Origin of the sequence: Polaribacter septentrionalilitoris (assembly GCF_009832745.1) — a bacterium.
GTDB classification, from domain to species: domain Bacteria; phylum Bacteroidota; class Bacteroidia; order Flavobacteriales; family Flavobacteriaceae; genus Polaribacter; species Polaribacter septentrionalilitoris.
The window spans coordinates 131,369-155,584 of record NZ_VRMJ01000033.1; the positions used below are offsets into that span (position 1 = coordinate 131,369).

The 24,216-nt window shown below is 31.4% G+C and carries 16 protein-coding genes; all 16 read right to left on the bottom strand.

From position 1 onward, the window contains the following. Positions 1-74: 74 nt before the first annotated feature. The 16 genes from FP421_RS07870 to FP421_RS07940 all read right to left on the bottom strand — a co-directional run bounded on the left by FP421_RS07870 (position 75) and on the right by FP421_RS07940 (position 24,039). The gene (locus FP421_RS07870; protein WP_159949359.1) at positions 75-5,606 is read right to left on the bottom strand and encodes an alpha-2-macroglobulin family protein; all 5,532 of its coding nucleotides are present in this window, start codon (positions 5,604-5,606) and stop codon (positions 75-77) included. Between the two features lie 303 nt (positions 5,607-5,909). Next, on the bottom strand, positions 5,910-6,992 hold the full coding sequence (locus FP421_RS07875) for an aldose epimerase family protein (protein WP_159949361.1): 1,083 nt from the start codon (positions 6,990-6,992) through the stop codon (positions 5,910-5,912). A 118-nt stretch (positions 6,993-7,110) separates the two neighbouring features. Further along, positions 7,111-7,764, bottom strand: coding sequence for a fructose-6-phosphate aldolase (gene fsa, locus FP421_RS07880; RefSeq protein WP_159949363.1), 654 nt, complete (start codon positions 7,762-7,764; stop codon positions 7,111-7,113). 9 nt (positions 7,765-7,773) lie between these two features. Continuing rightward, positions 7,774-9,813, bottom strand: coding sequence for a transketolase family protein (locus FP421_RS07885; RefSeq protein ID WP_159949365.1), 2,040 nt, complete (start codon positions 9,811-9,813; stop codon positions 7,774-7,776). Positions 9,814-9,815: 2 nt separating this feature from the next. Then, complete coding sequence (gene xylA / locus FP421_RS07890; RefSeq protein ID WP_159949367.1) at positions 9,816-11,141, bottom strand: xylose isomerase; 1,326 nt, start codon at positions 11,139-11,141, stop codon at positions 9,816-9,818. Positions 11,142-11,167: 26 nt separating this feature from the next. Beyond that, positions 11,168-12,652, bottom strand: coding sequence for a xylulokinase (locus FP421_RS07895; protein ID WP_159949369.1), 1,485 nt, complete (start codon positions 12,650-12,652; stop codon positions 11,168-11,170). A gap of 4 nt (positions 12,653-12,656) precedes the next feature. Then, on the bottom strand, positions 12,657-13,658 hold the full coding sequence (locus FP421_RS07900) for a GntR family transcriptional regulator (RefSeq protein ID WP_159949371.1): 1,002 nt from the start codon (positions 13,656-13,658) through the stop codon (positions 12,657-12,659). A 91-nt stretch (positions 13,659-13,749) separates the two neighbouring features. Next, positions 13,750-14,211 (bottom strand): transposase, encoded by a 462-nt coding sequence (locus FP421_RS07905; RefSeq protein ID WP_236548076.1) that lies wholly within the window; start codon positions 14,209-14,211, stop codon positions 13,750-13,752. A gap of 222 nt (positions 14,212-14,433) precedes the next feature. Continuing rightward, a complete protein-coding gene (locus FP421_RS15110; protein ID WP_201288816.1) occupies positions 14,434-14,604 on the bottom strand; it encodes a hypothetical protein in 171 nt (56 codons plus the stop codon). A gap of 28 nt (positions 14,605-14,632) precedes the next feature. After that, entirely contained in the window at positions 14,633-17,089 is a 2,457-nt protein-coding gene (locus tag FP421_RS07910; RefSeq protein WP_159949373.1) for a T9SS type A sorting domain-containing protein, read from the bottom strand. A 9-nt stretch (positions 17,090-17,098) separates the two neighbouring features. After that, positions 17,099-18,382 (bottom strand): T9SS type A sorting domain-containing protein, encoded by a 1,284-nt coding sequence (locus FP421_RS07915; RefSeq protein WP_159949375.1) that lies wholly within the window; start codon positions 18,380-18,382, stop codon positions 17,099-17,101. A gap of 91 nt (positions 18,383-18,473) precedes the next feature. Next, positions 18,474-18,746 (bottom strand): hypothetical protein, encoded by a 273-nt coding sequence (locus FP421_RS07920; protein WP_159949377.1) that lies wholly within the window; start codon positions 18,744-18,746, stop codon positions 18,474-18,476. A 278-nt stretch (positions 18,747-19,024) separates the two neighbouring features. Next, positions 19,025-19,900, bottom strand: coding sequence for a sugar phosphate isomerase/epimerase family protein (locus FP421_RS07925; protein WP_159949379.1), 876 nt, complete (start codon positions 19,898-19,900; stop codon positions 19,025-19,027). Then, entirely contained in the window at positions 19,900-21,477 is a 1,578-nt protein-coding gene (locus FP421_RS07930) for a cellulase family glycosylhydrolase (protein ID WP_159949381.1), read from the bottom strand. The genes FP421_RS07925 and FP421_RS07930 overlap by 1 nt, the downstream gene beginning before the upstream one ends. 85 nt (positions 21,478-21,562) lie before the next feature. Further along, positions 21,563-23,158 (bottom strand): sulfatase-like hydrolase/transferase, encoded by a 1,596-nt coding sequence (locus FP421_RS07935; RefSeq protein WP_159949383.1) that lies wholly within the window; start codon positions 23,156-23,158, stop codon positions 21,563-21,565. Further along, a complete protein-coding gene (locus tag FP421_RS07940) occupies positions 23,155-24,039 on the bottom strand; it encodes a sialate O-acetylesterase (protein ID WP_159949385.1) in 885 nt (294 codons plus the stop codon). The genes FP421_RS07935 and FP421_RS07940 overlap by 4 nt, the downstream gene beginning before the upstream one ends. Between the last annotated feature and the right edge of the window lie 177 nt (positions 24,040-24,216).

Sequence of the window (24,216 nt, forward strand, 5' to 3'; positions counted from 1 at the left end):
ATAAAAACTAATTCTTTGAGATTTCTCGACTTCATTTCATTCCGCTCGAAATGACAATCTAATTTCGACTTTACTTATTTCACAACCTCAACCCAATTCCCTTTTGTTCTTACCAAATAATCATTATCATACATTGCCTCTACTTGAACACCAGGCAAATAATATTTTCCTAAATAAGCAGCATTCAACAAGACTGTAAAGGTTTTTGTTTCTGATTTCTTTTTACTTTCATCCAAATCAAAATAGAAATTTACACGATCATCTCTTATATCTGTATAACGTGCTTCACTTTTTGCAGTTGAACCAAAATCGGTAAAACGTGTATTGACAATTTCCCATCCTGATGGAAAAATCTGTGTTAAAGCAATATCTTTAACGGTTTCATTTTTAGGATTACTTACTTTAATTTTTGCAATAAAATCTTGACCTTGTTTTAGGTTAAGTATGTTGATGGTTTTTCCTTTTAAATCAATATAATTTACGCTTACACTCAAACCTCTTCTTTCGGAAATTTCTTCTCCCAATGGTAATTTACCAGAATTGACAATTCTTACAAAAACTACGTTATTTTCATTATTTTTGATCACTATTTTATTGGTTCCTTTTTGTACAGATATTCTTCTTTGAACTAAAGAACTGCTGGTTGTAATTTGTTCTCTTTTAGCATTTGAAGTATACTCTACATTTACTGATTTACCACCATTTTTTACCACCATTTTTCCAATAGCTAATAAACTAAATGCAGTGGTTTGGGTACTCATCCATCGTTTACTTGATAAATCTTTTGCAATACTTTTGGCTACATTTTTAACTTCTTTGTGATTGGTTATAATCATGGTTTCTAGGGCCATTGCTTTATTTCTAGTTGAAGATCCGTAGTTGTAATAATTGTACCCTGCAAAATTCAAATCAGCTTTTTGTAGAATTTCATCAGCAGCTTCCTTTTGTCCAACCAAAGCATAGGTTGCTGCTAGTCTCCATTTGGCTTCATTAGAAATTAGCTTGAATTCTCTCAACCTGTTCATCGCAGACAAATCTGGACTTCCTGCTAAAGCCAACGTATATAATCTGTAAGCTTGTGATACATCTCTTGAATAGCTATTGTATCTTGGTCTCCAATTTCTAGAAACTTGTTTTTGATATGTAATAAAATTGCTCTTAAATGTCAATGGCAAAACAAATCCTTTTCTTTCTGCTTCTAATAAAAAATGGCCTGCATAACTTGTTCCCCAATCGCTAATCTCATTTTCTCCCATCCAATAACTAAGACCTCCATTTGCCTTTTGAAAATTACCTAAACGTGCAATGCCTTGTTCAATATTTCTTTGAATTTGTGCTTTCTTTTGTGATGACAAATCAAATAAATCTGTTAAAAATAATTGAGGAAAAACACTTGAAGTGGTTTGCTCTACACAACCATGAGGATATTGAATTAAATACGCCAATCTTCCTGAAAAATTAATAGCAGGTATTGTTGATATTTCTAAAACTGCATTGTTTGTACCATCTACTCCAAACGTATTAAAATTGATTTTTTTTGTTTGATTTCCTTGAATAGTTACATCAATAATTTTTGAAGTAATTGGGTTTGGATTTACCACATCCAACTCTACTTTGTAAGTTGATTTTTCACCTCCTCCAGTAGCAATAACCTCAACAGTATTGATACCATTTGCTTTGCGAACATCCAACTCAAAATAGACCATTTTTTCATCTGGCTTAGCAAAATTAATCTTCTGATTTTTAGCACCAAGAACTTGAATTCCGTCAGAAGTTTTTACTTGAACAGTAACATTTTTTACCTTTTTGTCCATTGCAAAAACAGAAATTGGTAAGGTTACTTTCTCTTTGAGAGATAATTTTCTTGGTAATGTTGCTAAAACCATCAATGGTTTTTTAACTGGTGTTGCTTTTTCTGCGTTTCCAAACGCTTCGTTTTTAATATCGCCAGCAACTACCATTGTTCGCACAGCACCTATATAATTTGGTAGTTTTATTTGATGTGATTTTGTGGATCCTGATGCTAAGTGAAAAGGTCCTAAAAATTTAACAACAGGTTTAAATCTATTGGCTTTTTGCTTTCTTCCTTTGGCAAGAGAACCATCACCACCAATAGCAAAAACTTGATCTACACTGCCAGAATACGCACCTATTACATCATCAAAAATATCCCAGGTTTTAACTCCTAAAGCTTCTTTAGCGTAAAATTTATCGTAGGCATTTGGTGTTTTAAATCGCGTTAAATCTAATAATCCTTCTTCCACAATTGCCAAAGTATAAGTCATTGCTTTATCATTCTGCTCAGAAACTTTTACCGTAAATTCTTTTTCTGGTTGCAATTCAGTTGGCATTGAAATTTGAGGACTTAATTTGGTGGTTGCATCTTCTACTAAAATCGGAATAACACCATATAATCTAATGGGTAAATCATTTTCTGAAACTTGATGTGGTTGCAACAAAGAAATATTGACAAAGACATTAGGGGTCATTATTTTTGTAATTGGAATTTCTACAGTAGTGGTTCCTTTTTGAGTTTCTACCCATTTGGTTTCTATAACCTTTGTACCATTTTCTATACTGATTAAAGCACGTCCTTTACTACCAGAAGGAAATGTAATTTTAGCAATTTCACCCACATTATAGTTTTCTTTATCTGCAGAAAAAACCAACATTTTAGCGGCTTCTTTATCTCCAGAATTTGAATTCTGCCACCAATTTTTATAAAAATAGGCTACTCTTCCTGTAGCATGACCACTTTTTTGATCTATTACTCTTATTAAAAAACGACCTCTGTCTTCATCTGGAATATTCAAATTAAAACTTGCTTTTCCTTTAGAATCTGTCTTGATTTTTAACGTTTTGTATGGTCTGTGATAACTGCTTGAGGTATATCTTGATAAATTATCTTGAGATGAACTCCACCACCAACGCCACTGAATTTGATAAATTTGAACTTCTATTTCATCTCTCTGAATTGGATTTCCTTTTTCGTCTACAGAAACAATTGAAAACTGTTGATCTTCATCAGTATAAAAAGAACCATATTTATTTCCTTTAGGCGATTTTAGCCCCATAAAAACATCATAAGGAGCGTATTTTTTTGAAAATGCATCTATAGAAAAGTCGCCACCGTTTTCAAAAGCTCTAACCAAAAACTGCACATTTAACATTCCTGGTGCATTTTTTTGAGTTTTTAATTTACGATTAATGTTTGCAATTCCATTGGCATTTAATCTGCCTTCAAACACATTAATTTCTTGTGATTTGAATTTTCTTGAAGGGTCAGAAAATACATATTCGTTATAATTTTTAAAGCTGTAATTTGTTGCAGAAACTTTTGCTTTTATCTCTGCTTTTAAATTTTTAGCAGGCGTTCCATGTAGCCATTTTACATCTAACTTTCCTTTGATTGGTTTTTTGCTTGTTAAAATTTCATCATCAAAATCAACCTTAATTTTTAAACGATTGGGTTTTACTGTTTCTACTTTTAAGTTCTTGTAAAATTTTGCACCACCAACTGATACTTTTGCTGAATAATTACCTGTTTTGGCTTCATGTCTAGTTTTTAAGTTGAATGTGTAAAAATTATTCAGGTTTTTTGAAGTTACTTTTTTATAAACCAATTTTCCACTTGGGTCTGTAACTTCTAATTTTATAGGATGATTTTTAGGTAGTTTATTATCTGCATCATTTAAGACAAAAGTTAGGTAAATATCATCTCCAGGTCTCCAAACTCCACGTTCTCCATAGATGTACCCTTTTAGTCCTTCTTGAGTCTTACTACCAGAGACATTGAATTTACTAAGCGATAAAGAATTTCCATCAAACAGTCTTACATATGCCTTATTTTTACCCTTAGAAACTACTGCAAAAGCTGCATTTTTCTTAGAATGGATACTTACAATTCCTTCTGAGTTTGTAATTCCATGAGCAATTTCTTGTTGCTGAAAATTGAACAATTGTATCTTTGCATTGTGTTCTGGATTCGTATTTAAAATATTAGTAACCGCAAAGAAATACACATTGTCTTCTCCTTTTTTTGCAATTACTCCCAAATTAGAAGCTAACAAATTTTGAGAAATCATTCTGTTTGCAGAATAGTATGCGTCATGACAAGGGTTGTCTCTTTGCCTCCAATTGTATCTATAATTTTTATAGCGATACAATTTATTATCCCAATAGAGTTCTTCTTTAGTTTCTTCGTTTAAATTACTGACTTCATAATCATAGTCATCACTTTTAGCAATAGAACTTGTATTTTCTGAACAATTATAAAACGTTTGATGCTTATTAAAACTCAATTCTACTCTATAAATTGCTCCAGGTTCTGTAGCAATCATTTTAGAAATATCAATGCTATATGCTTTCCATTTTTGCGTGTTTTTTTCCTTGTTATGAATTAGAGTAATGGTTTGTTTTGCCACTCTTCTTCCTACTCTTTTTATGGCATATTCGCTATTACTATTGATGTTGTTCTCTTGCAAGAATTGCAATACGTTATCTTCAAATATTTTAATGATTCTCACATCAACTTCACGAATATTAATCGCTTCGAAATTGTATTTTAAGTCTGATGAATTTGGCAAAATGGTTCCACTAGAAATGGATCTAATTTGTGGTTTTTTCTGTTCGAAAGTGATGTTTTCTTTGAACATCTTTTTTAGTTTGTAGTTGGTTGTATTTTGAATTCCGGGGAATACAGAAACAGAAAGATTACCTTCAAATTTTGAGTTGGAAAAGACCTTAAGTTCATTTCCATTGATAATAAATCGTGGTTGTTTTACCTTCTGAACTACAACCAAACCATTTAAGTTTTGTTGCTTTTTTAACGCATCAGAAAAGTTGATAGAAATGTATTGTTCTGCTTCATTTTTTAAGGCAATATGAATGACTTTAAAGTTGTTTTTTCCGGGAATTACAATTTGATTTTCACCTTTTGAATCTGCCTGAATTGGTTTTCCATCCCAACTTATGTTTAGCTTAGAATCATCATCAAAACGTTGAATACTATCAATTTTAAACTCAAATATTTTAGAGTTTTTATACGATTCATTCCAAACAATATTTTTAGAAGTTTCTTTTTGTGAAGCACTGATTAATTGTTTTGCTTCCTCTAAATTAATAACATCTGCTGATTTTAGAACTCCTTCTAAATATTGGTACGTTTTAGAGTAAGATTGTAGTGCATCAGTTTGAATACTGAAATTAGGTGTTATGGTTTTGAATTGGAACGTATAATTTTCAAACTCTTTTGAGATGTTTTTATATATTTCATCTAGTTTTATGTCTACAGTATATTCTGTATTTGCATCTAAATTTTCATCAGGAATAAAAACAAAAGCATGTTTGTTAATGGTTTTTATGGTTCCATTTACAAAAGGTTTTATCGATAAAACATTTGAAGAAATTTCTTGATTTGCCTCCCAACCTTCAACTTCTTTGGCAAGATTTATCCTAACATTTTCTGTAGTCGAAACCACACCAGATGTTGTATAACTAATGTATTCTTTGAATTTGTAAATATTGTCAGGTTTGATTTTCTCCTTTTTACAAGAAAAAATCAACAAAAAAGTAACGAATACGAGTAGTAATTGCCTTGTTTTCATAGTTGTGATTTTATCAATACAACTCAAAAATAAACAATTAAGTATGGAGATTTAGAGTCAATTAGAATTCGTAACAATTTCTTTAGAATTTGAAAATAAACAATCTTAATCAAAGTTAAGATTGTTTATTTTACTTATCAACCCTATAAAAGTGATGAAAAAACTTAGAATCTAGTTCAAAAATAACCTCGGATGTTTTATGAATAGACAAGTTTTAAAGCCATTAAATGGATGGCAACATTTGAAAAAAGAGCATAAAAACAGGAATCCTTTGTCATTATTAATATGCAGGTTTTTATAAATTTATTTAATCGAAAATTTAAATGAAGTCTTACTTGAGTAGACTTCTCCTGGTTTTAAAATTGTTGATGGAAACTCTTTTTGATTAGGAGAATCTGGATAATGTTGTGTTTCTAAACAAAAACCTGTTCTATATGCATAAGTGCCTCCTTGTTTATTTGGTAACGTTCCGTCTAAAAAATTACCTGTATACAATTGTATTCCTGGTTCGCTAGAAAACACCTCTAACAATCTACCGCTATTTGGTTCATGAGCAGAAGCTGTAAAACGCATTGCTTGATTTTGATCATTTAAAACCCAACAATGGTCATATCCTAAGCCTCTTTTTAATTGCTCATGCTCAATATTAATTTCTTGCCCAATTTTTTTTGGTTCTCTAAAGTCAAAGGGAGTATTTGCAACATCTTTTAGTTTGCCTGTTGGAATTAAATTTGCATCTACAGGTATAAATTTATTTGCATTAATACTAACAATATGATCTAAAATAGGCTTAGAGAAATCTCCAGATAAATTAAAATAAGAATGTTGCGTTAAATTTACAATTGTTTTTTTATCAGTTGTAGCTTGATAAAAAACTTCTAAAACATTATCATTAGTTAGCGTATAAATAACTTCTGTGTGTAAATTTCCTGGATAGCCTTCTTCCATGTCTTTGCTTAAATATGATAATTTTAGAGCCCCTACATCATTTAAAACTTCAGCAGACCAAACCACCTTATCAAATCCCTTTACACCACCATGCAAATGGTTAGGGCCATCATTGGCTTGTAAAGTATATTCTTTACCATCTATTGAGAAGTTACCTTTTGCAATTCTATTACCATATCTACCAATTAATGCACCAAAATAGGGTGTTGATTTTTCATAATCTGATAATAAATCATATCCTAGAACAACATCTTCTGATACATTATTTTTATTTGGCACTTTTAATGAAGTGATAATACCTCCATAAGTAATAATACTTACTTCCATACCGTTTTCATTATTCATTTTAAAACGTTTTACAGTTACACCGTCTTTAGTAGTGCCAAAAACATCTTCTAAAATAGTAATAGGAGTATTTTTTGTTTGTTTTGAGTTCATAGTATTCTATGTTACATTTAAAACTGAGAAAGTAATTAAGACAAAATAAAAAGATATACCTCTTAGCTAAAAAAAGGTATATCTTTTATTTAAAGTCATAAAAATTTCTTTCTAAAACTTAGTTTCCTTTTTTATAATCTTCTAAAAATTTTGCCAATCCACTATCTGTTAATGGGTGTTTTAACAATCCTGTTATAGATGATAAAGGTCCTGTCATTACATCACTACCTATTTTAGCACAGTTAATTACGTGCATAGTATGACGTACAGATGCTGATAAAATTTGTGTTTCAAAACCATAATTATCATACACTTGTCTTATTTCTGAAATCAAATGTAAACCATCTGTTGAAATATCATCTAATCTTCCTAAAAAAGGAGACACATAAGTTGCCCCAGCTTTTGCAGCTAACAAGGCTTGTCCTACTGAAAAAACTAAAGTTACATTGGTTTTTATACCTTTATCAGAAAAGTATTTGCATGCTTTTACACCATCTGCAATCATAGGTAATTTTACAACAATTTGTGGGTTTAAAGCTGCTAACTCTTCTCCTTGTTTTACCATTCCTTCAAAATCTGTTGCAATTACTTCTGCAGAAACATCGCCTTCTACAATATCACAGATTTTTTTGTAATGGTTTAAAATATTATCTGCACCTGTAATGCCTTCTTTTGCCATTAAAGACGGGTTTGTGGTTACACCATCTAAAACTCCTAAAGCTTGCGCTTCTGCAATTTCTTCTAGGTTTGCTGTATCAATAAAAAATTTCATGTTTCTAGTTTATACTGTTTTTAAATATGCTAATACTTCTTTACTTACTTTTTCGCCTGTAAAACCAAACTTTTCATCTAGTACAGATGCTGGTGCAGAATAGCCAAAGTGATCTAAACCAAATACTTTTCCATTCTCGCCAACCAAACCTTCTAAATTTACTGGCAATCCTGCTGTTAAACCAAATAATGGTTTGTTTTTAGGAATTACAGCATTTTGATAATCTTTAGATTGTAATCTAAAAACACCTTCTGAAATTATAGAAGCAATATTTACTTTCAATCCGTTTTCTGATTCTAAAATTTCTGCAGCATCTACTAAGGTTGATACCTCAGAGCCATTTGCAATTAATACTACATCTGGATTTTCTACTTCTTTTACTAAATAACCCCCTTTTTCTGCAGCTAAAGCTTCTTGGTATCTTGATCCATCTTTTGATGGTAATACATCTTTAATTCCTTGTCTTGATAAAATTAAACCTGTTGGTGTGTTTTTATTTTCTAAAGCCATTTTCCAAGCAACACTTGTTTCTGCAGAATCTGCAGGACGTAATGCTAAGAAACTTGGTTTACCACTATGGTTTTTTAATTTTTCTAACAATCTTATTTGTGCTTCTTGTTCTACAGGTTGGTGTGTTGGCCCATCTTCTCCTACTCTAAAAGCATCATGTGTCCAAACATATTTTACTCCTAGTTCTTGAATTCCACTTAAACGAATAGCTGGCTTCATATAATCTGAAAAAACGAAGAAAGTAGCTACTACTGGAATTATACCACCATGAAGTGCAATACCATTAGCAATACATGCCATTGTTAATTCTGCAACACCTGCTTGTAAAAATGAACCTGAGAAATCTCCTTTTTTAAGTGCTTGTGTTTTCTTTAAAAAACCATCTGTTTTGTCTGAATTTGATAAATCTGCAGAAGAAACAATCATGTTTTCTACCTTATCAGCTAAATAGGCTAAAATACCAGATGAAGCAGCTCTGGAAGCAATACCTGATTTATGCTGAATAGATTCAAAATCTAATTCTGGTAACTCTCCAGATAAAAAGAAATCTAATTTATCTGCAAGTGCTGCATTTGATTTTCTCCAAGCAGCAATTTCTTTTTTCTTTTCAGCAGCTTTTGTTGTTTTTTCTTTTAATAAATTTTGATAGAAATCACTTACATCCTCATAAATATCAAAAGGACTTTCTGGATTTGCACCTAAATTTAGTAACGTTTTGGTATAATCTGCTCCAGAGGCACCTATAGGTTGCCCATGTAATTCACATTCACCTTCAAAAATTTCTCCACTTTCAGTTACACAACCTTTCCCCATAATAGTTTTACCTATAATAAGCGTTGGTTTTTCTGTTTCGTTGTTTGCATCTGTTAATGCTTTTCTAATTTCATCGTGGTTATGACCATCAATCGTTACTACTTTCCAACCCCAAGATTCATATTTCATTGCAGTATCTTCAGTAGTCACTTCATCCGTAGAAGTAGACAGTTGAATATCGTTAGAATCGAAGAACATGATAAAATTACTCAATCCTAAATGACCTGCAATTCTACCTGCTCCTTGAGAAATTTCTTCTTGCACACCTCCATCAGAAATAAAACCATACACTTTATGATTCATCCAATCTCCAAAACGAGCTTGTAAAAATTTTGCTGCAATTGCTGCTCCAACACCCATTGTATGACCTTGTCCTAAAGGTCCAGACGTATTTTCTATACCTCTTTTAACGTCTACTTCTGGGTGACCTGGAGTTATAGAACCCCATTGTCTAAAATTGGCAACATCTTCTTTTTTATAGTTTCCTAACAGATAGTATTGTGCATACATTAAAGTTGATAAATGCCCTGCATCCATAAAAAATCGGTCTCTGAATGCCCAAGTCATATCTGAAGGATCAAAATTGAAAAATTCAGAATATAGTATGTGCATAAAATCTGCACCTCCCATTGGACCTCCTGGATGACCAGATTTTGCTTTTTCTACCATAGCAACAGCTAAGGCTCTTATGTTATCTGCTGCTTTTTGATCAATTTGTTGGTTCATTTTTAGATATATTGATTTATGATATTTTCAAAAAGCTCTTGTTTACCACTTTTTAGTGGTAACTCCCCATTTTCTTGAGCTATTTTATATAAATCTTGTAAATTTAAATTACCTGCTTCGAATGCTGCACCTTTACCAGAATCAAAAGAAGCATAACGCTCTGCTCTTAATTTTTCATAAGGAGAAGATGTGATAATTTTATCAGCAATTAATAAAGCTCTTGCAAATGTATCTGCACCACCAATGTGCGCATGAAAAACATCTTCTAAATCTGTGGAGTTTCTTCTGATTTTAGCATCAAAATTAACACCACCACCTTGCAAACCACCAGCTTTTAAGAAAACTAACATTGCTTCTGTGGTTTCTTGAATGTTGTTTGGAAATTGGTCTGTATCCCAACCATTTTGGTAATCTCCTCTGTTAGCGTCTAAACTACCTAACATACCTGCTTTTGCTGCAGTTTCAATTTCGTGTTGGAAAGTATGTTGTGCTAAAGTTGCATGGTTTACTTCGATATTAATCTTGAAATCTTTATCTAAACCATATTCTTTCAAGAAACCGATAGCAGTTGCAGTATCAAAATCATATTGGTGTTTAGATGGCTCCATTGGTTTTGGCTCAATAAAGAAGTTCCCTTTAAAACCTTGAGCACGAGCATAATCTCTACACATTGTTAAAAACTGCCCCATATGATCTAACTCACGACCCATGTCTGTATTTAAAAGACTCATATATCCTTCACGACCACCCCAAAATACATAGTTTTCACCATCTAAAGCCATAGTAGCATCTAAAGCTAATTTTATTTGTCCACCAGCTCTTGCAACCACATTAAAATCTGGGTTGGTTGATGCACCATTCATGTAACGTGGGTTAGAAAAACAGTTTGCAGTACCCCAAAGTAATTTAACACCAGAAGCTGCTTGTTTTTCTTTTAAGTATTCTGTAATGGTAGCTAATCTAGATTCAGATTCAGCGAAAGTTGCCCCTTCTCTAATTAAATCGAAATCATGAAAACAGAAGTAATCAAAACCCATTTTAGTGATAAATTCAAAAGCTGCATCTGCTTTTTCTTTTGCAGCTACCATTGCATCTGCAGGTTTATCCCACTCAAAACTTTGCGTTCCAGGACCAAATGGGTCTGCTCCTTGCCCACAGAACGTGTGCCAGTACGCTACTGAAAACTTAAACCAATCTTTCATTTTTCTACCTGCAACCACTTGTTCTGGGTTGTAGTATTTAAATGCTAAAGGATTGTCTGATTCTTTTCCTTCAAACTTAATTTCGCCAATACCTTTGTAGTATTCTTTGTTGCCTATTAATGCCATTGTTTTGTGTTTTAAAATTTATATTTTTATTTGTTATTTAAAATAAGATTCAATTCTTTTTTCCAGTTTTCATATGCTTTTAAATAAGGTTCTTTATCATTAAAAGGCATAAAAGTCATGACATGATCGTTATCTTCAACCAATTTTCCATACGATTCAAAATCACCTTCGTGTAAACCAGCAGCTCTTGCAGCTCCAATAGCTCCTGTAGTGTTATAAATTTCAATTTCTTGATTTATTAGTGTAGCTACTGTGTTCGCAAATATCTCTGAACGGAATAAATTATCGTTTCCAGCTCTCATCACATTAATATCAATACCATCTGATTTTAAAATATCCATACCGTACACAAATGAGAATGCAATACCTTCTAAGGCTGCTCTACAAACATGTCCTTTTTGATGGTTATTTAAATTCAAATTCACTAATCTAGTTCCAATTTCTCGGTTGTTTAGCATTCTTTCTGCACCATTTCCAAAAGGTAACATACATACACCATCTGAACCCACAGGAACATTTAAAGCCAGTTGATTCATTTCGTCATAAGAATCTACAGACAGGTTATTTAACAACCATCTGTATTGAATTCCAGCTCCATTTATATTTAATAATTTACCAATTCTTGGAACTGATTTTTTATAGTTTACATGGGCAAAATTATTAACCCTTGTGCTTTCTTTTCCTGATAAACTTTCGGTTACAGCATATACGACTCCCGATGTTCCTCCTGTTGCAGCAACATCTCCTGGGTTAAATACGTTTAAAGATAATGCATTGTTTGGTTGATCTCCTGCTCTATAAAATATAGGAGTTCCTGCAGCCAAAGTACTTTCTTCTTCTCCTTTTTCATCTACCACAGATTGTAAACCAAAGGTGCCTACAATATCTGGTACTAAAGATTTATCAATACCATAATAATCTAAAAGGAAGTCTGCAACAGTATCATTTTTAAAATCCCAAAAGATACCTTCTGAAAGACCAGAAATTGTGGTATTCATTTTATTTGAAAAACGATAAGCAATATAATCACCAGGCAACATAAACTTATACGCTTTATTGTAAATATCTGGTTCATTTTCTTTTACCCATTTTAATTTTGAAGCCGTAAAGTTTGCTGGAGAATTTAACAAGTGGCTTGAACTTTTTTCGCTTCCAATATTTGCAAATGCTTCTTTACCAATTTCTACAGCTCTACTATCGCACCAAATGATACTTTTTCTTAAAGGTTTACCCTCTTTATCTACTAAAACCAAACCGTGCATCTGGTAAGAAATACCAATACCTTTAATTTGTGTTCTAGAAACGTTGTACGTTTTTTTTAGATTTTCTATGGCTTTACAAATATGTTTCCACCATTCTTCTGGTTTTTGTTCTGCCCAACCATTTTTTAGAGCAAGCATACTCATTTCGGTTTTTGGCTCTTGAACAACACCAATACTTTTTCCTGTTGAAATTTCTACTAAGGCAGCTTTAATTGACGAGCTCCCTAAATCAAATCCTATATAATACATATCTTTATAATGATTCTCTTATGGTTAATTTTGTTGGTACTAAATATTGTATTTTCTTTTCTTCCATTACAAATTCTGCAGCTTTCTCGCCCTGTTTTTTAAAATCTGTTGAGATCACAGAAATGCCTTTGTAGATGAATTTTTTCATTGGTGTTTCATTGTAAGACAAAAAACCTACATCAACTCCTGGCTCATATTCTTTATCTCTACATTGTTCTAAAAACAGTCCTAACATTCTATCGCTAACACTTATATAAGCGATATTCTTTTCAACGATAAAATCTTTTGCATCGTTAATAATTTTACACTTAAAATTATTTTGTTTGCAAAATTTCTTAAAATATGTTACAGTTTCAAAAGGATGACTTGTGAAAGAGGGATATAAAAATTGAATCTCTTTATATTTTTTAAACAAATTAGCTCCTTCTTGCAGAGCCTCTAAAAACGATTGCCCAAAATCTTGAAAAACAAAACTATTTTCTTTTGTAGCATTGATGTTCCAATCTATTAAAAGTAAATCATCATTATTAATTTTAGATAATATTGAAGGGATAGTTCTATCATCAAAACCCATTACTACATATTTATAATATTTACCAATACTATTATTTATAATGGTCTTGAAATTATCAATATTATAATGATGAAATTGAACATCTGTAATAAATGTATCTGGTAAATTATTAGTAAATGAATGATACAAAACTTCTTTATACGCCTTAAATGTGTCTAAAATTAAAAGCACTTTTTTTGTTTTGCCTGATACATAGTATCCTTTATTAGGAACAGCTTCAATAACACCATTTTCCTTAAGAATTGAATATGCTTTAAATACAGTATCTCTAGATAATTTATATTCTTTGCAAACATTATTTACTGAAGGTAAATTATCACCAACTGTTATCATATCCTTAGATATACCATTATTAATTGCATTTACAATTTGCTGGTATTTAGGAACATCACTATTATGATTTATATTAAATGATATGGTGTTCTTAATCATACTGTTCTGTTCTGGTATGCAATATTAGCTATTTTTTTTTTCATATCCTAATTTTAGAATGCAATTAATGGGTCATTCGTAATTGTTGTGTTTATGCAAAAATTGTAGTTAATCTAAAAAGGAAGAATGCTACGTTTTTGACACCTCTAAATTGACTTCTGATGGCTTTGATTTTAGCATTAAAAGATTCAGTAGAAGCATTTGTACTTCTATTGACAAAATAGTTAAGAATAGATCTGTAGTTTATAGTTATGGTGTTAAACGCTCTAAAGCCAGATTGCTCAACTTCATTATACCAATGTGCTAATTTAGTATATCCTATTTCTATGGATTTAGCAGGGTTAAAAATGTTTCTAAGATTTTGTCCCAAGTTAAAAGCTGTTTTGATGTCAGGATATTCTTTGAAGATTATTTGACTTCTTTCATATTGATTTTTAGTCCAATTAGAAGGCGCTTTGTAAAGTAAATATCTACTTCTCGCTAATAGCTGTTTTCTGGTATCTCCATTGCTAAACAGCTTTGGCTTGTATATTTGGTCTGTTAATCTAGCCATCTTTGACGCTTTACATTTAAATAAACAGTATTTCCTCGTAAATGAAAATCTTGAATAGTTCTAAGTAATGATCCAATGTCTTTTTTTATCACAAAGATCTAATTATTTTTTACGATTCACACACAACTTTTGAGATTGATCCTTTATTCTAATAAAGTTATAAAGAAAGAAAGCTGATAACAACTTGTTATCAGCTTTCTTTAATATAAACAAATATGTTAATTAAAATCCTGTTCCAGGAGCTTCTGGGCTTTGCGCTTGTGCTTTCTGAGGATTTAAGATCATATAGGTTCCTAATGCAGTTAACGCTGCATATTTACCGTAATTCCCTATCTTTTTGATGGCTTCTTTACGTGTGATGTCTTCTTTTTTATTTTCTATATTATTATTCATGATTGTCATTTTTTAAGTTAGGAAAAGTTTATTCTAAAATAATCTTCTGGTTAATACTTCCTTTTGTTGAGTTTAATTTTGCAATGTAAATTCCTGTTGATAATCTTGGAATTGAAATATCATTAACGTTACTAGCATTAAAAGAAGAATTAAAGACCTCTTTTCCTTGAATGTTAAATAAAGAAATTGATGCTTTTCCTTGGGTTAAACCTGTAACTCTTAAAGTTGAATTATCAGCTTTAAAAATACCAACACTATTTAAGATAACATCATCAGATACACTTAAAGCACTTTGTGCTGTGTGTAAAAAGAACCTACCTACACCATCTAAAGCTGTGTCAAGTGTAATTTTATATTCTGCATTTGCTTCATCTAATCTTGTAAAAGTACTGGTAACTCTGTCTTCTAAGAATACTTTTAGACCAGAAGGTAAGTTAAGTGCCTCTGCAGAGAAAGTAACCTCTCCTGCATTTGCTTTTACGCCTAAAGGTATAACAAAAGATTCCATATCGTTTTTAGGTAGCGATTGTACTTGATACTTATCACCAACATTATTCTCTAATAAATGAGTATAAACTTCTACTTCGTTCTCGACAGCAGTGAATGTTTTACCTTCATAGCCCCAATCAAAACCTTTAGTAACATTCGAATCGAAATACATTAATTTTGCAGTTCTGCTTAACTTTCCATCTCTTATTACTAAATTGATTTCAGTTTTATCAGATTTTTGGAAGTTATCAGTACCAGAAGCTTGATTAGATTCAGCAAAATCTACAGTAGAACCACTTGCTACACTAACAAAGAATCCTTGTCCTGGAGCAATGATAAAGTCTTCAGCAGCAGCTCTTGCAGTATAACCTACTCCTTCAGTCCACGTCCAAATTTGACCAGTAGTATTCGTATTTGCATTTAAAAAAGTTTGGCTACTCATGTAAGATGTGTACGGATTACCTAATAAATTAAATCCATCATCTGCTGTAGATACAGCAACACCATTTACATCTGCAGTATTTATGGTACCTGTAAAAGCTACAGTACCAGTAGCACTTCTTTTCATTGAATATCCCATTCCAGGAGTTGAAGACATGCTACCACTTGGAGATTGTAAATACGTCCACGTATTTCCTGATGTATTATATGTTCCAACTCCTAAATTAGAGCCACTACCTGAAGCAATACTGTTATTTGTTGTAAAAGTATTGTCGAAAGTTTCACCAGCTAAAGGAGAACTTACCAAATGCCATCCATTAGCATTACCAGAAACAAAATTTAAGTTTCTGTTATACGTAACATTTCCTGTGGATGTACCATTTACTATTAATGAACTTCCTGCACTCATAGTTACACTACCACCTGAGTCTACAGATAAATTGTTTACAGTTGCAGCAGTAGAGGCCCCAATAGTTGTATTTGTATTCGTTGGTATAGTAACATTACTTGCACCAGTTGGTATTTCATTTAAACTCCAGTTAGTGGCTGTAGCCCAATCATTGTCAGTCTCAGCACTAAAAATATTTGGTGGTGTCGCAGAATTATTAAAAACTATAGATTGTATTAAAAAATCACCTGCTGATGAATTATTACCATTATTGGTATCTCTAATAATTATTTGAAAACCAATGGCTTCTGCAGTTGTCCAGTCTGTTCCTTTTTCTGTAGTTAAATCATAGGTTAATGTTTCAAAACCAGTCATACTAGATGATATGTTTATATTTCCACCTTTTCTAGTTGATGGAGATGTTAAAATCCATTGAATACGAATTTGATTGTTTAATGCTGATTCGTTTTTATAGGTAATATGCAGATGAGAATGAACACTAGGATCTAATTTGAAAAAATTTTGAACTATTTTTGAAGAACTGTTTACAGTAGGTACTATTGTCATTATACCACTTGCAACATCATTAGATACTCCAGAATCAATAACCCAACCTTCATTATACGTTCCAGAATTAAACAAGTAGGTATCTTTTACAGGAACTTCTGATAAAAATTCTATTTTTTGAATGATAATATCTCCTGAAGAACTTGGGTTTGCTAAATTTGTGTTTCCAGCACCCCTAAAAACTAAAGCTACAGAAGCCATAGTTCCTGTCCATTCAGCATCTGTTAGGTCTACCACGTAAGTTGTTGGTGTTGCCAAACTTGTTGCTAAATCTCCAGGCGTTAAATAATATCTAATTCCACTCGTAGCATTTTTATCATGCTGAACTTGCATTTGTACAGCTTCAGATGAATTGTTTATTAAGGTAATAGATAAATATTTATTTGCATTTGCATCTATAGAAGCACCAGTAATTTCTACTTTAGGCTTTTTATCTGCTATCCAAGATACAGCCATACCATCTGATACTACTGAAACTCCATTAGAACCTCCTGAGTTTGTCCATGTTAGTAAGCTTTGATCTGTTTTAAAATCATAAGTTTGTGCATTTATTGCAAAAGAGGCAAAAACACAAAGCATTAGTATTATTTTTCTCATCATTTTTAGTTTTTAGTTTAGTATTAATTTTTGTGTTTTGGTATTGTTATTTGCATCAATAAGTCTAAGCAAGTATACACCTGCATTTACTTGAGAAAGGTTTAATGTTTTATTTGTTAGAAGTTTAGATTCAAAGACTTTCTTTCCAAGAATACTAAATAATTGAATTTTTTGTAAATTATTTGATGATTTAATATGTAAAATGCCATTTGTAGGGTTTGGATATACACTGAAAGAAAAATCATTAAAAGTTGGTGTACTTAAGGATGCATTGCTGTCAAATATTATTTCTGAGATGGCAATAGTACCAGTATCTATATTGGCATCTGAAGATTCTGTAAACACGATTCTCCAGTCTGTAATATTTCCTGTCCATTCTGTTTTGGTAGATAAATCAAAATCAATAGTAGTCTGTGAACCACTATTTAAAGTTTGTACACCATAGGTTTGTACAGCATCAGTTGCGTCAACAAATTGAAATTTTATTTCATCAGCATTCGAAGCATTACTATCTACCACTATGTGAACGTGAGTATTTGAAGAAGCGTTTACACCATAAAAAGTTTGACTAATTTTTGGTGCTTTTTTCGTACCATCTCCATTGAAATTAATAGTTGAACCCCCATATGAAACAGTTGCAGCCCCTGCATTATTAACATCGAAACCTGTTATACTATCAGAAGCAAAGTTATAACTGTCTTTTGTAAAAACACCTGGATTTACAATTTCAATTTTTTGAATGATGATATTACCATTAGTAGCACTATCTTCAGTTAAATTTGAAGCAGACGCATTTCTAAAAGCGATAGCGATATATTCCATATTATCTTTACCATCTGTATCGTTTGCAAATGCAGAACCTGTACCTCCACCATCGTTTTGATAATTAGCACTAGTTAATGGGAAAACTAAAGTTTGTTGTACTCCATTTCCTGCTGTTGCAGCTGGTGTTATACCACCAGTCCAACCCATGTACTGAATACCTGTTTTACCTGAAGCATTTTTATCATATTGTAAACGAAAGTTTTCTATTTCTGTACTGTTGTTGGTAAGCGTAACTACAGCAAAAGCCCCTTCTGAAACATTAAAAGGATCTGCAGCACGTGTAATGTCTAATCTTGGTGTACCAGCACCAAATTCTAAAACCATACCATCTGCAGATGGTGTTGCTGATATAGAAGACCCTTTACTTTGCCAAGTTCCTGGATTTGCACTCCCGGAAAAATCGTAGGTTTTTTGTGCATTTATAGTTAATGCGCTGATTAAAAACAAACTGAATAAAGTAATTTTTTTCATATGTATTAATTTTTAAGTTGATATTTATGGTTTCACTTTTATAATTTTAGCTACCATTTTGATAAGGGTGACTAATGAATTATAATAGGTTTTAATTTTTTTGTTTCCCTTTTCTTCTAGCTTTTAATTGTTTTTTTGATAAAATCTCTTTATATATTTTTTGGTAATACTTTTTATTAAAAGCTTTTTTATCTTCTTTAGAAGCTTCTTTTCCTAGCTTTCTTAGTCCAACAATTCTTTCTGTGTGTATTTTTTTAATTTGTTCTTTTTGGGTATCCGAAAGTGTTAAAGATTTATCACCAGCTATTATTTGGTTGTTTATTTTCTCAACAAGTTCAGTTGCTTTAGCTTCTATTTTTTTCATAGCTTTTTTAGATTGTGAAAAACTTGAAAATGAAACTAAAAAAAGAATTACTACTAGCGTTAGTTTTTTCATGATGGGATTTTTTTAAAATTATTAGTTATTTTGGTTTTGTAAAGGTCTAAATTATATGAGGTTGAGGGGTATAATTATCATCGGATATGGTTTAATATCCGAAACAAAAGGCTTTAATACAGTTATTTATCTCTTTTTAATGGCAAAAAAACAGTCTTTTTCTAATTTTTCTAAAAATTAAAATACCATTAACAGAAGTTAAAATACTATAGTTTTCTTGTTATTTTATGGAGTCCATTGTAGTTTTTTTCTAGAATAATTTCAGGGTCACCACCTTTTACATGGCCTAAAATTGTAAACGAACCTTTATAACCTAAAATCACTAATTCTTGAATCATTTTTTTTTCTAAATCACCTTCTCCAATAGTAATTATTTTGGGGCCGTTAGCGATCATTCCATTTAAACTTACAGCCCATAAATAGGGGGACAATAATTTTATGTTTTCTGAATATTCTTGCAAAGAATCGTGTGCATGATGAAAATTAAACACCACACCTAAATCTTCATTTGGTAAGGCTTTTATAATTCTCAATTGATTTTTTGGTTTGCCAAACCACCCTCCATGATTGTATAAAGCGATTTTGCATCCTAATTTTTTAGCCTTTTTTGATAGGTAAGAAATCATTTCTACTGATTGCTGTAATGATTCAGCGTCTGATAAATTATCGAAGTATTTAGGATAAAAACCGACCCAAATTTGGGTTTTTAAACCTGATTTTTTTAAGTTTTCGAAAACAACCTCTGCATCAGACCTTAATTCACCAACCTTATCTTTGTATAGGTTAATGTATAACCAAACTGCTTTTATTTGTATGTTTTTCTCTTTGGCTAACTTCCATTCTTGTAACATTGTTGGTATATGCTTGGGTCTATAACCATATGCATATTGTGTATACCCCAATCGTTCTAGCATTTCTAAACGTTGAGTAGGTGTTCGTTCTTTTACATCAAAACCAACTATAGACCAAGGAATAAGGTTTTCTTTTTTAAAGAGGTCTTCTCTTTCTTTAACCTCAACACTTTTACAGCTGAATAAAACTATAAATACTAAAAAAAGACATGCTTTTTTTTTGAGGTTCATTAGTAGCTGTTTTTTTGAATCAAAATTTTTGATCTTTTTAGTGAACCATCCTCAAATTTTATAGCTATAAAATAGATGCCTTTTTCAAATTTTGTAACATCTATCTTATTGTTGATGAATTGTAAAGGATATGATTTACCATTTACATCACACAAATTAATTTTATGGATTGTTTTTGAACTTGTAACATTAATGTAATTTTTAGCTGGATTTGGATACAAATTCAAAAGAGTTTTTTGAATGGAGGTTTCAGTACTCAATGTTTTTTCTTCCATAGAAAAATCATCAAAAAAGTAATCTCCTTTTGTTTTGCCACATAAAATCTGAAACTCTAAAGAGGTTGTATTTTCGGGAACTGTAAATTCATATTCAAAAGATTGATAATTGGAATTGGATAAAGAAAAAGCAGGAGAAGCAGAGAATTGAGTACTACCATTTGTTACTGTTTTTATCCGTATTTTAAACTTAGCGGTATTGGTTAATGCTTTTGCATAGGTTTTAAAAAGAACGGTTTTCTTAGAAAATGAAATAGCATTTATAGCTTCATTTTTTAAAATGGTTTTGTTAAAAGCACCTCCATCTTCAGAGACATTAATGTGTATTGATTTTGAATTCCCTCTGCTTTCAGAAATTGCTGCTTCAGTTAAATTGGCAACAGCTGGCGTTTGTACAAAAAGGTTCCAATTAGTTGTTTCACCACATTCTACATCTGCATTTGTTTTGTCTGTATTTGTACCCCAAGTAAAATCGTTATGTTCTTCAGAGCCAGAGGCTGTAAAACTTCTAGGTAAATAATAATGAAACGTAGGAATTAGATAATTATCACTGTTTAAAAGGTTGTCCGAAATTTGTAAAGGTGCTTCATAAGCGTTTTCAGAACCTCCAGTAATGATAATATTCCTGTTGGTGTTTTTATTTCCAGAATTTCTAATGATGTTAATAATATCTAGATTTAAATGATCCATTTCTGAAGCACTCAACCAAAAATAAGGTTCATTTACAACTTCAAAAATTAAGTTTTCTGAATAATCTTTAAACCTTTCTGCAATCTGTTTCCAAATGGCCCTAAACTTTTCGTTATCTGCAGCTCTTTTTGCAGAAGTGGGTGCTGTGTAGTATTCAGACCATTTATCTTTAGGACTAAACGTATATAAAAATTCTGTTTTTAATTCTGAACCATGAAAATCTAAAATGGTAATTAAATTATTTTGCAAAGACCATTGAATTACTTCTTCGATTCTATCCAGATAATCAGAGTTTACAATATAATCCGTGGATTTACCATTATAACTATTTGCTGTATTTGCTTGTTTAGAATATGCAGTGGTGTTTCCAGAAGTTCTATCTCCAAAAAAATCGATAGGAATTCTTACTGTTTTAAAACCCACAGATTTTAGATCATCTAAATAAGACTTTTTTAGAGTTGGTGCCCAATTGCCTTCTTGGGGTGCACTTAAAATATTACCAAGGTTAATGCCTCTGCCCATTTTTGTTACCATATCATGTGGAGAAACTTGTGCAAAAGAAAAGCTAGAAATAAATAGAATTAAATTAAATAAAGTAATGTTTTGTTTCATGTTAGAATGCTGCTATTTTATAATTTTAAACTCATCAAATTTCTCACCTGAAAGAAAGTTTATTCCTTTAAAGGTTAGTTTTATTTTAATTTTTAGCATCCAAATAATTAGGGATTCCATCACCATTAGCATCGCCTTTGGCTTCTTTATCATCTGGAATTCCATCACCATCAGCATCTCTTACTAACATTCTACTTTTATCTTTTAATTGATAAGGTTTTGTTCTAAGCAAAGCTTTACAACCATCTCCTTCACCAAAACTTCTGATATTTCTAGAGAATTTATGTAATAAAGGCGCATACGTTTCTTTTTCTACTACAGCTAAATTTCTAGTTTCATTAGGGTCTATTTGGTAATCGTACAACTCGTAAAAATTCTCTTTGCCTTTTTTTACCCATTCAATATATCTGTATTTCCCTTTAACTCTATAGCCATAACCCAAACCTCTTTGACCTCTATAAACTGTAATTGCCCCAATTTTAACTTGTGCATCAGTATTATTTAAAATAGGCACTAAACTTCTACCTTTTATAGCTCTTCCAGTTGTTTTCTTTTCATTTTTAGGTTGTTCAGGTATTTCTAAACCTGCTAATTCACAAAGCGTAGGATAAATATCTACTGTAGAAACTGCAGCAAAAGTATTTCCTTTTGCTTTTGGGTTTCTTGGATCAATAATAATTAAAGGTGATGATGAAGCTACTTCTAAATTAGAATGTTTGTTCCAACGTCCATGTTCGCCTAAAAACAAACCATGGTCTCCCCAAAGTACAATAATGGTATTGTCTGTAACTCCTAATTTTTCTAGTTTATCGATAACCAAACCAATTTGAGCATCAACAAAAGAAGTACAAGCATAATAGCCTTGTTTTAATTTTAGTTGAAAATCTTCGTTGATTAAACCTGTTTTAGGATTCATGTTTTGTTTTACGTCTTTTCCTTTTAAGGCATAAGTTTTTAAATCGTCTCTACCTATTGGAGCATTTTGATTTTCTGCAATTTTAAAGTTGGTGTTGTTATACAAATCCCAATATTTTTTTGGTGCAATAAACGGCTCATGAGGCTTTTTAAATCCAATTGCCATAAAAAATGGTTTGTCTTTTTTAGCAACTTCTTCAAGTAATTGAATCCCTTTTTCTCTAATAATTCCATCCACGTATTTTTCTTCTGGTAAATCTTGAAAATCTAAAGCCATATGTTTTACTCTATATCCACCTTTTGGTGCTAAATAAGGAATACTCCAAGAAGCAACATCATCTCCATCTTTAGATTTGTTTTTTGGATTTCCAACAGTTCTAGGATCATGAATTTTACCTGCTGCAGCTGTTATGTAGCCATTGTTTTTAAAATACTCTGGTAAAAAAGTGACGTCTGGTAATTTTCTTCTAATGGGTTTAAAGCCAATAACACCTGTTTCTTCTGGCATTAAGCCAGTAGTTAATGCTGCTCTAGAAGGCCCACAAACTGCATATTGTACTTGGTGATTTCTAAAAGTTACCCCTTGTTTTGCTAGTTTATCAATATTTGGTGTAATGGCCTCTTTATCTCCATAAGCTCCTAAGTTATTTCTTAAATCATCTACACAAATCAATAAGATGTTTGGTTTCGATTTGTCTTTGTTTTGAGCGCTTATTGTTTTAAAACAAAAAAACGCAACGAATACTAAAAGGATATAATTTTTCATTTTTTTATAGAATTGATATGTGTAAATTTTTTTTCATAGAACTCAAAAAAGTAAGTGCCTATTTTTTTCATTGCTGCTGTTTTATAATGGCCAATAGGTGGTGGGTTTCTTTCAAAATAGAATTCTGAGTTTTTATCTTGTACCTGTGGAATTAACACTACATTTTTATCTGATTTTGCAACATTTTGCATTGCTTCTATTACTTTTCCATGTCCTACTTGAAACAATAAAAAAGGCAGTTTTGAATATTTAAAATCGCTACGAATACTAGCTATTAAATTCGTTAAATTTTCTTGATAGCTTTCTCTTGGTTTCAGTCCTCCTTTTTTACCACTATCACTTTCTCCTTGTACCCATAACATTCCACATATATCATAATCTTTTTCATCATATTTAGATAAAACTTTTTTAGAGTAATTAACAAACTCTTCATATAATTTGGGTTGGTTCTGTTCCTTAATCAAAGTTGCTTTCTCTAAACTCCAATTGGGGTTCCAAGCACCATATAAAGACATTCCTCCTTTTGATATTTTTATCAATATTATTTGATGTTCAGGATATTTTTCAGACATTTTAATACCAAAGAATAATTCTGGTCCAAAAAGATAGTCTGCTCCAAATTTCTTAGCAATATGTTTTGTAACTTTGATTGTATCTAAAGGGTTACCTTTATCAAAATTATAGAATAATGTCACGTTTTTTTGCGCATTTTTTAATCGAAGTTTATCTTCTTTAGATAAGCCACTAGCTTTCGCTCTGCCATCCATATTAGATTGTCCAGCCAATAAAAACACTTTTATTTTTTTCAGTTCATGCTGTTCTTGAGCAGTAATTCCTGATGTTAAAAATAAAACGATGATAAGATTGATGTATAATTTCATTATGCGCTATTATTGTTATCTCAAAACTAATTGATTAAACCTTATTTCAAGTTCAATATTTCGTTAACATAGTTCCAAAATCGTCAACCCTATAATTTTTAATTGATGATTATTGAACGCTATTGGATTTTAAAAAAACCCACATCGTCCAATCATAAATTAACTTTGATTAATTAA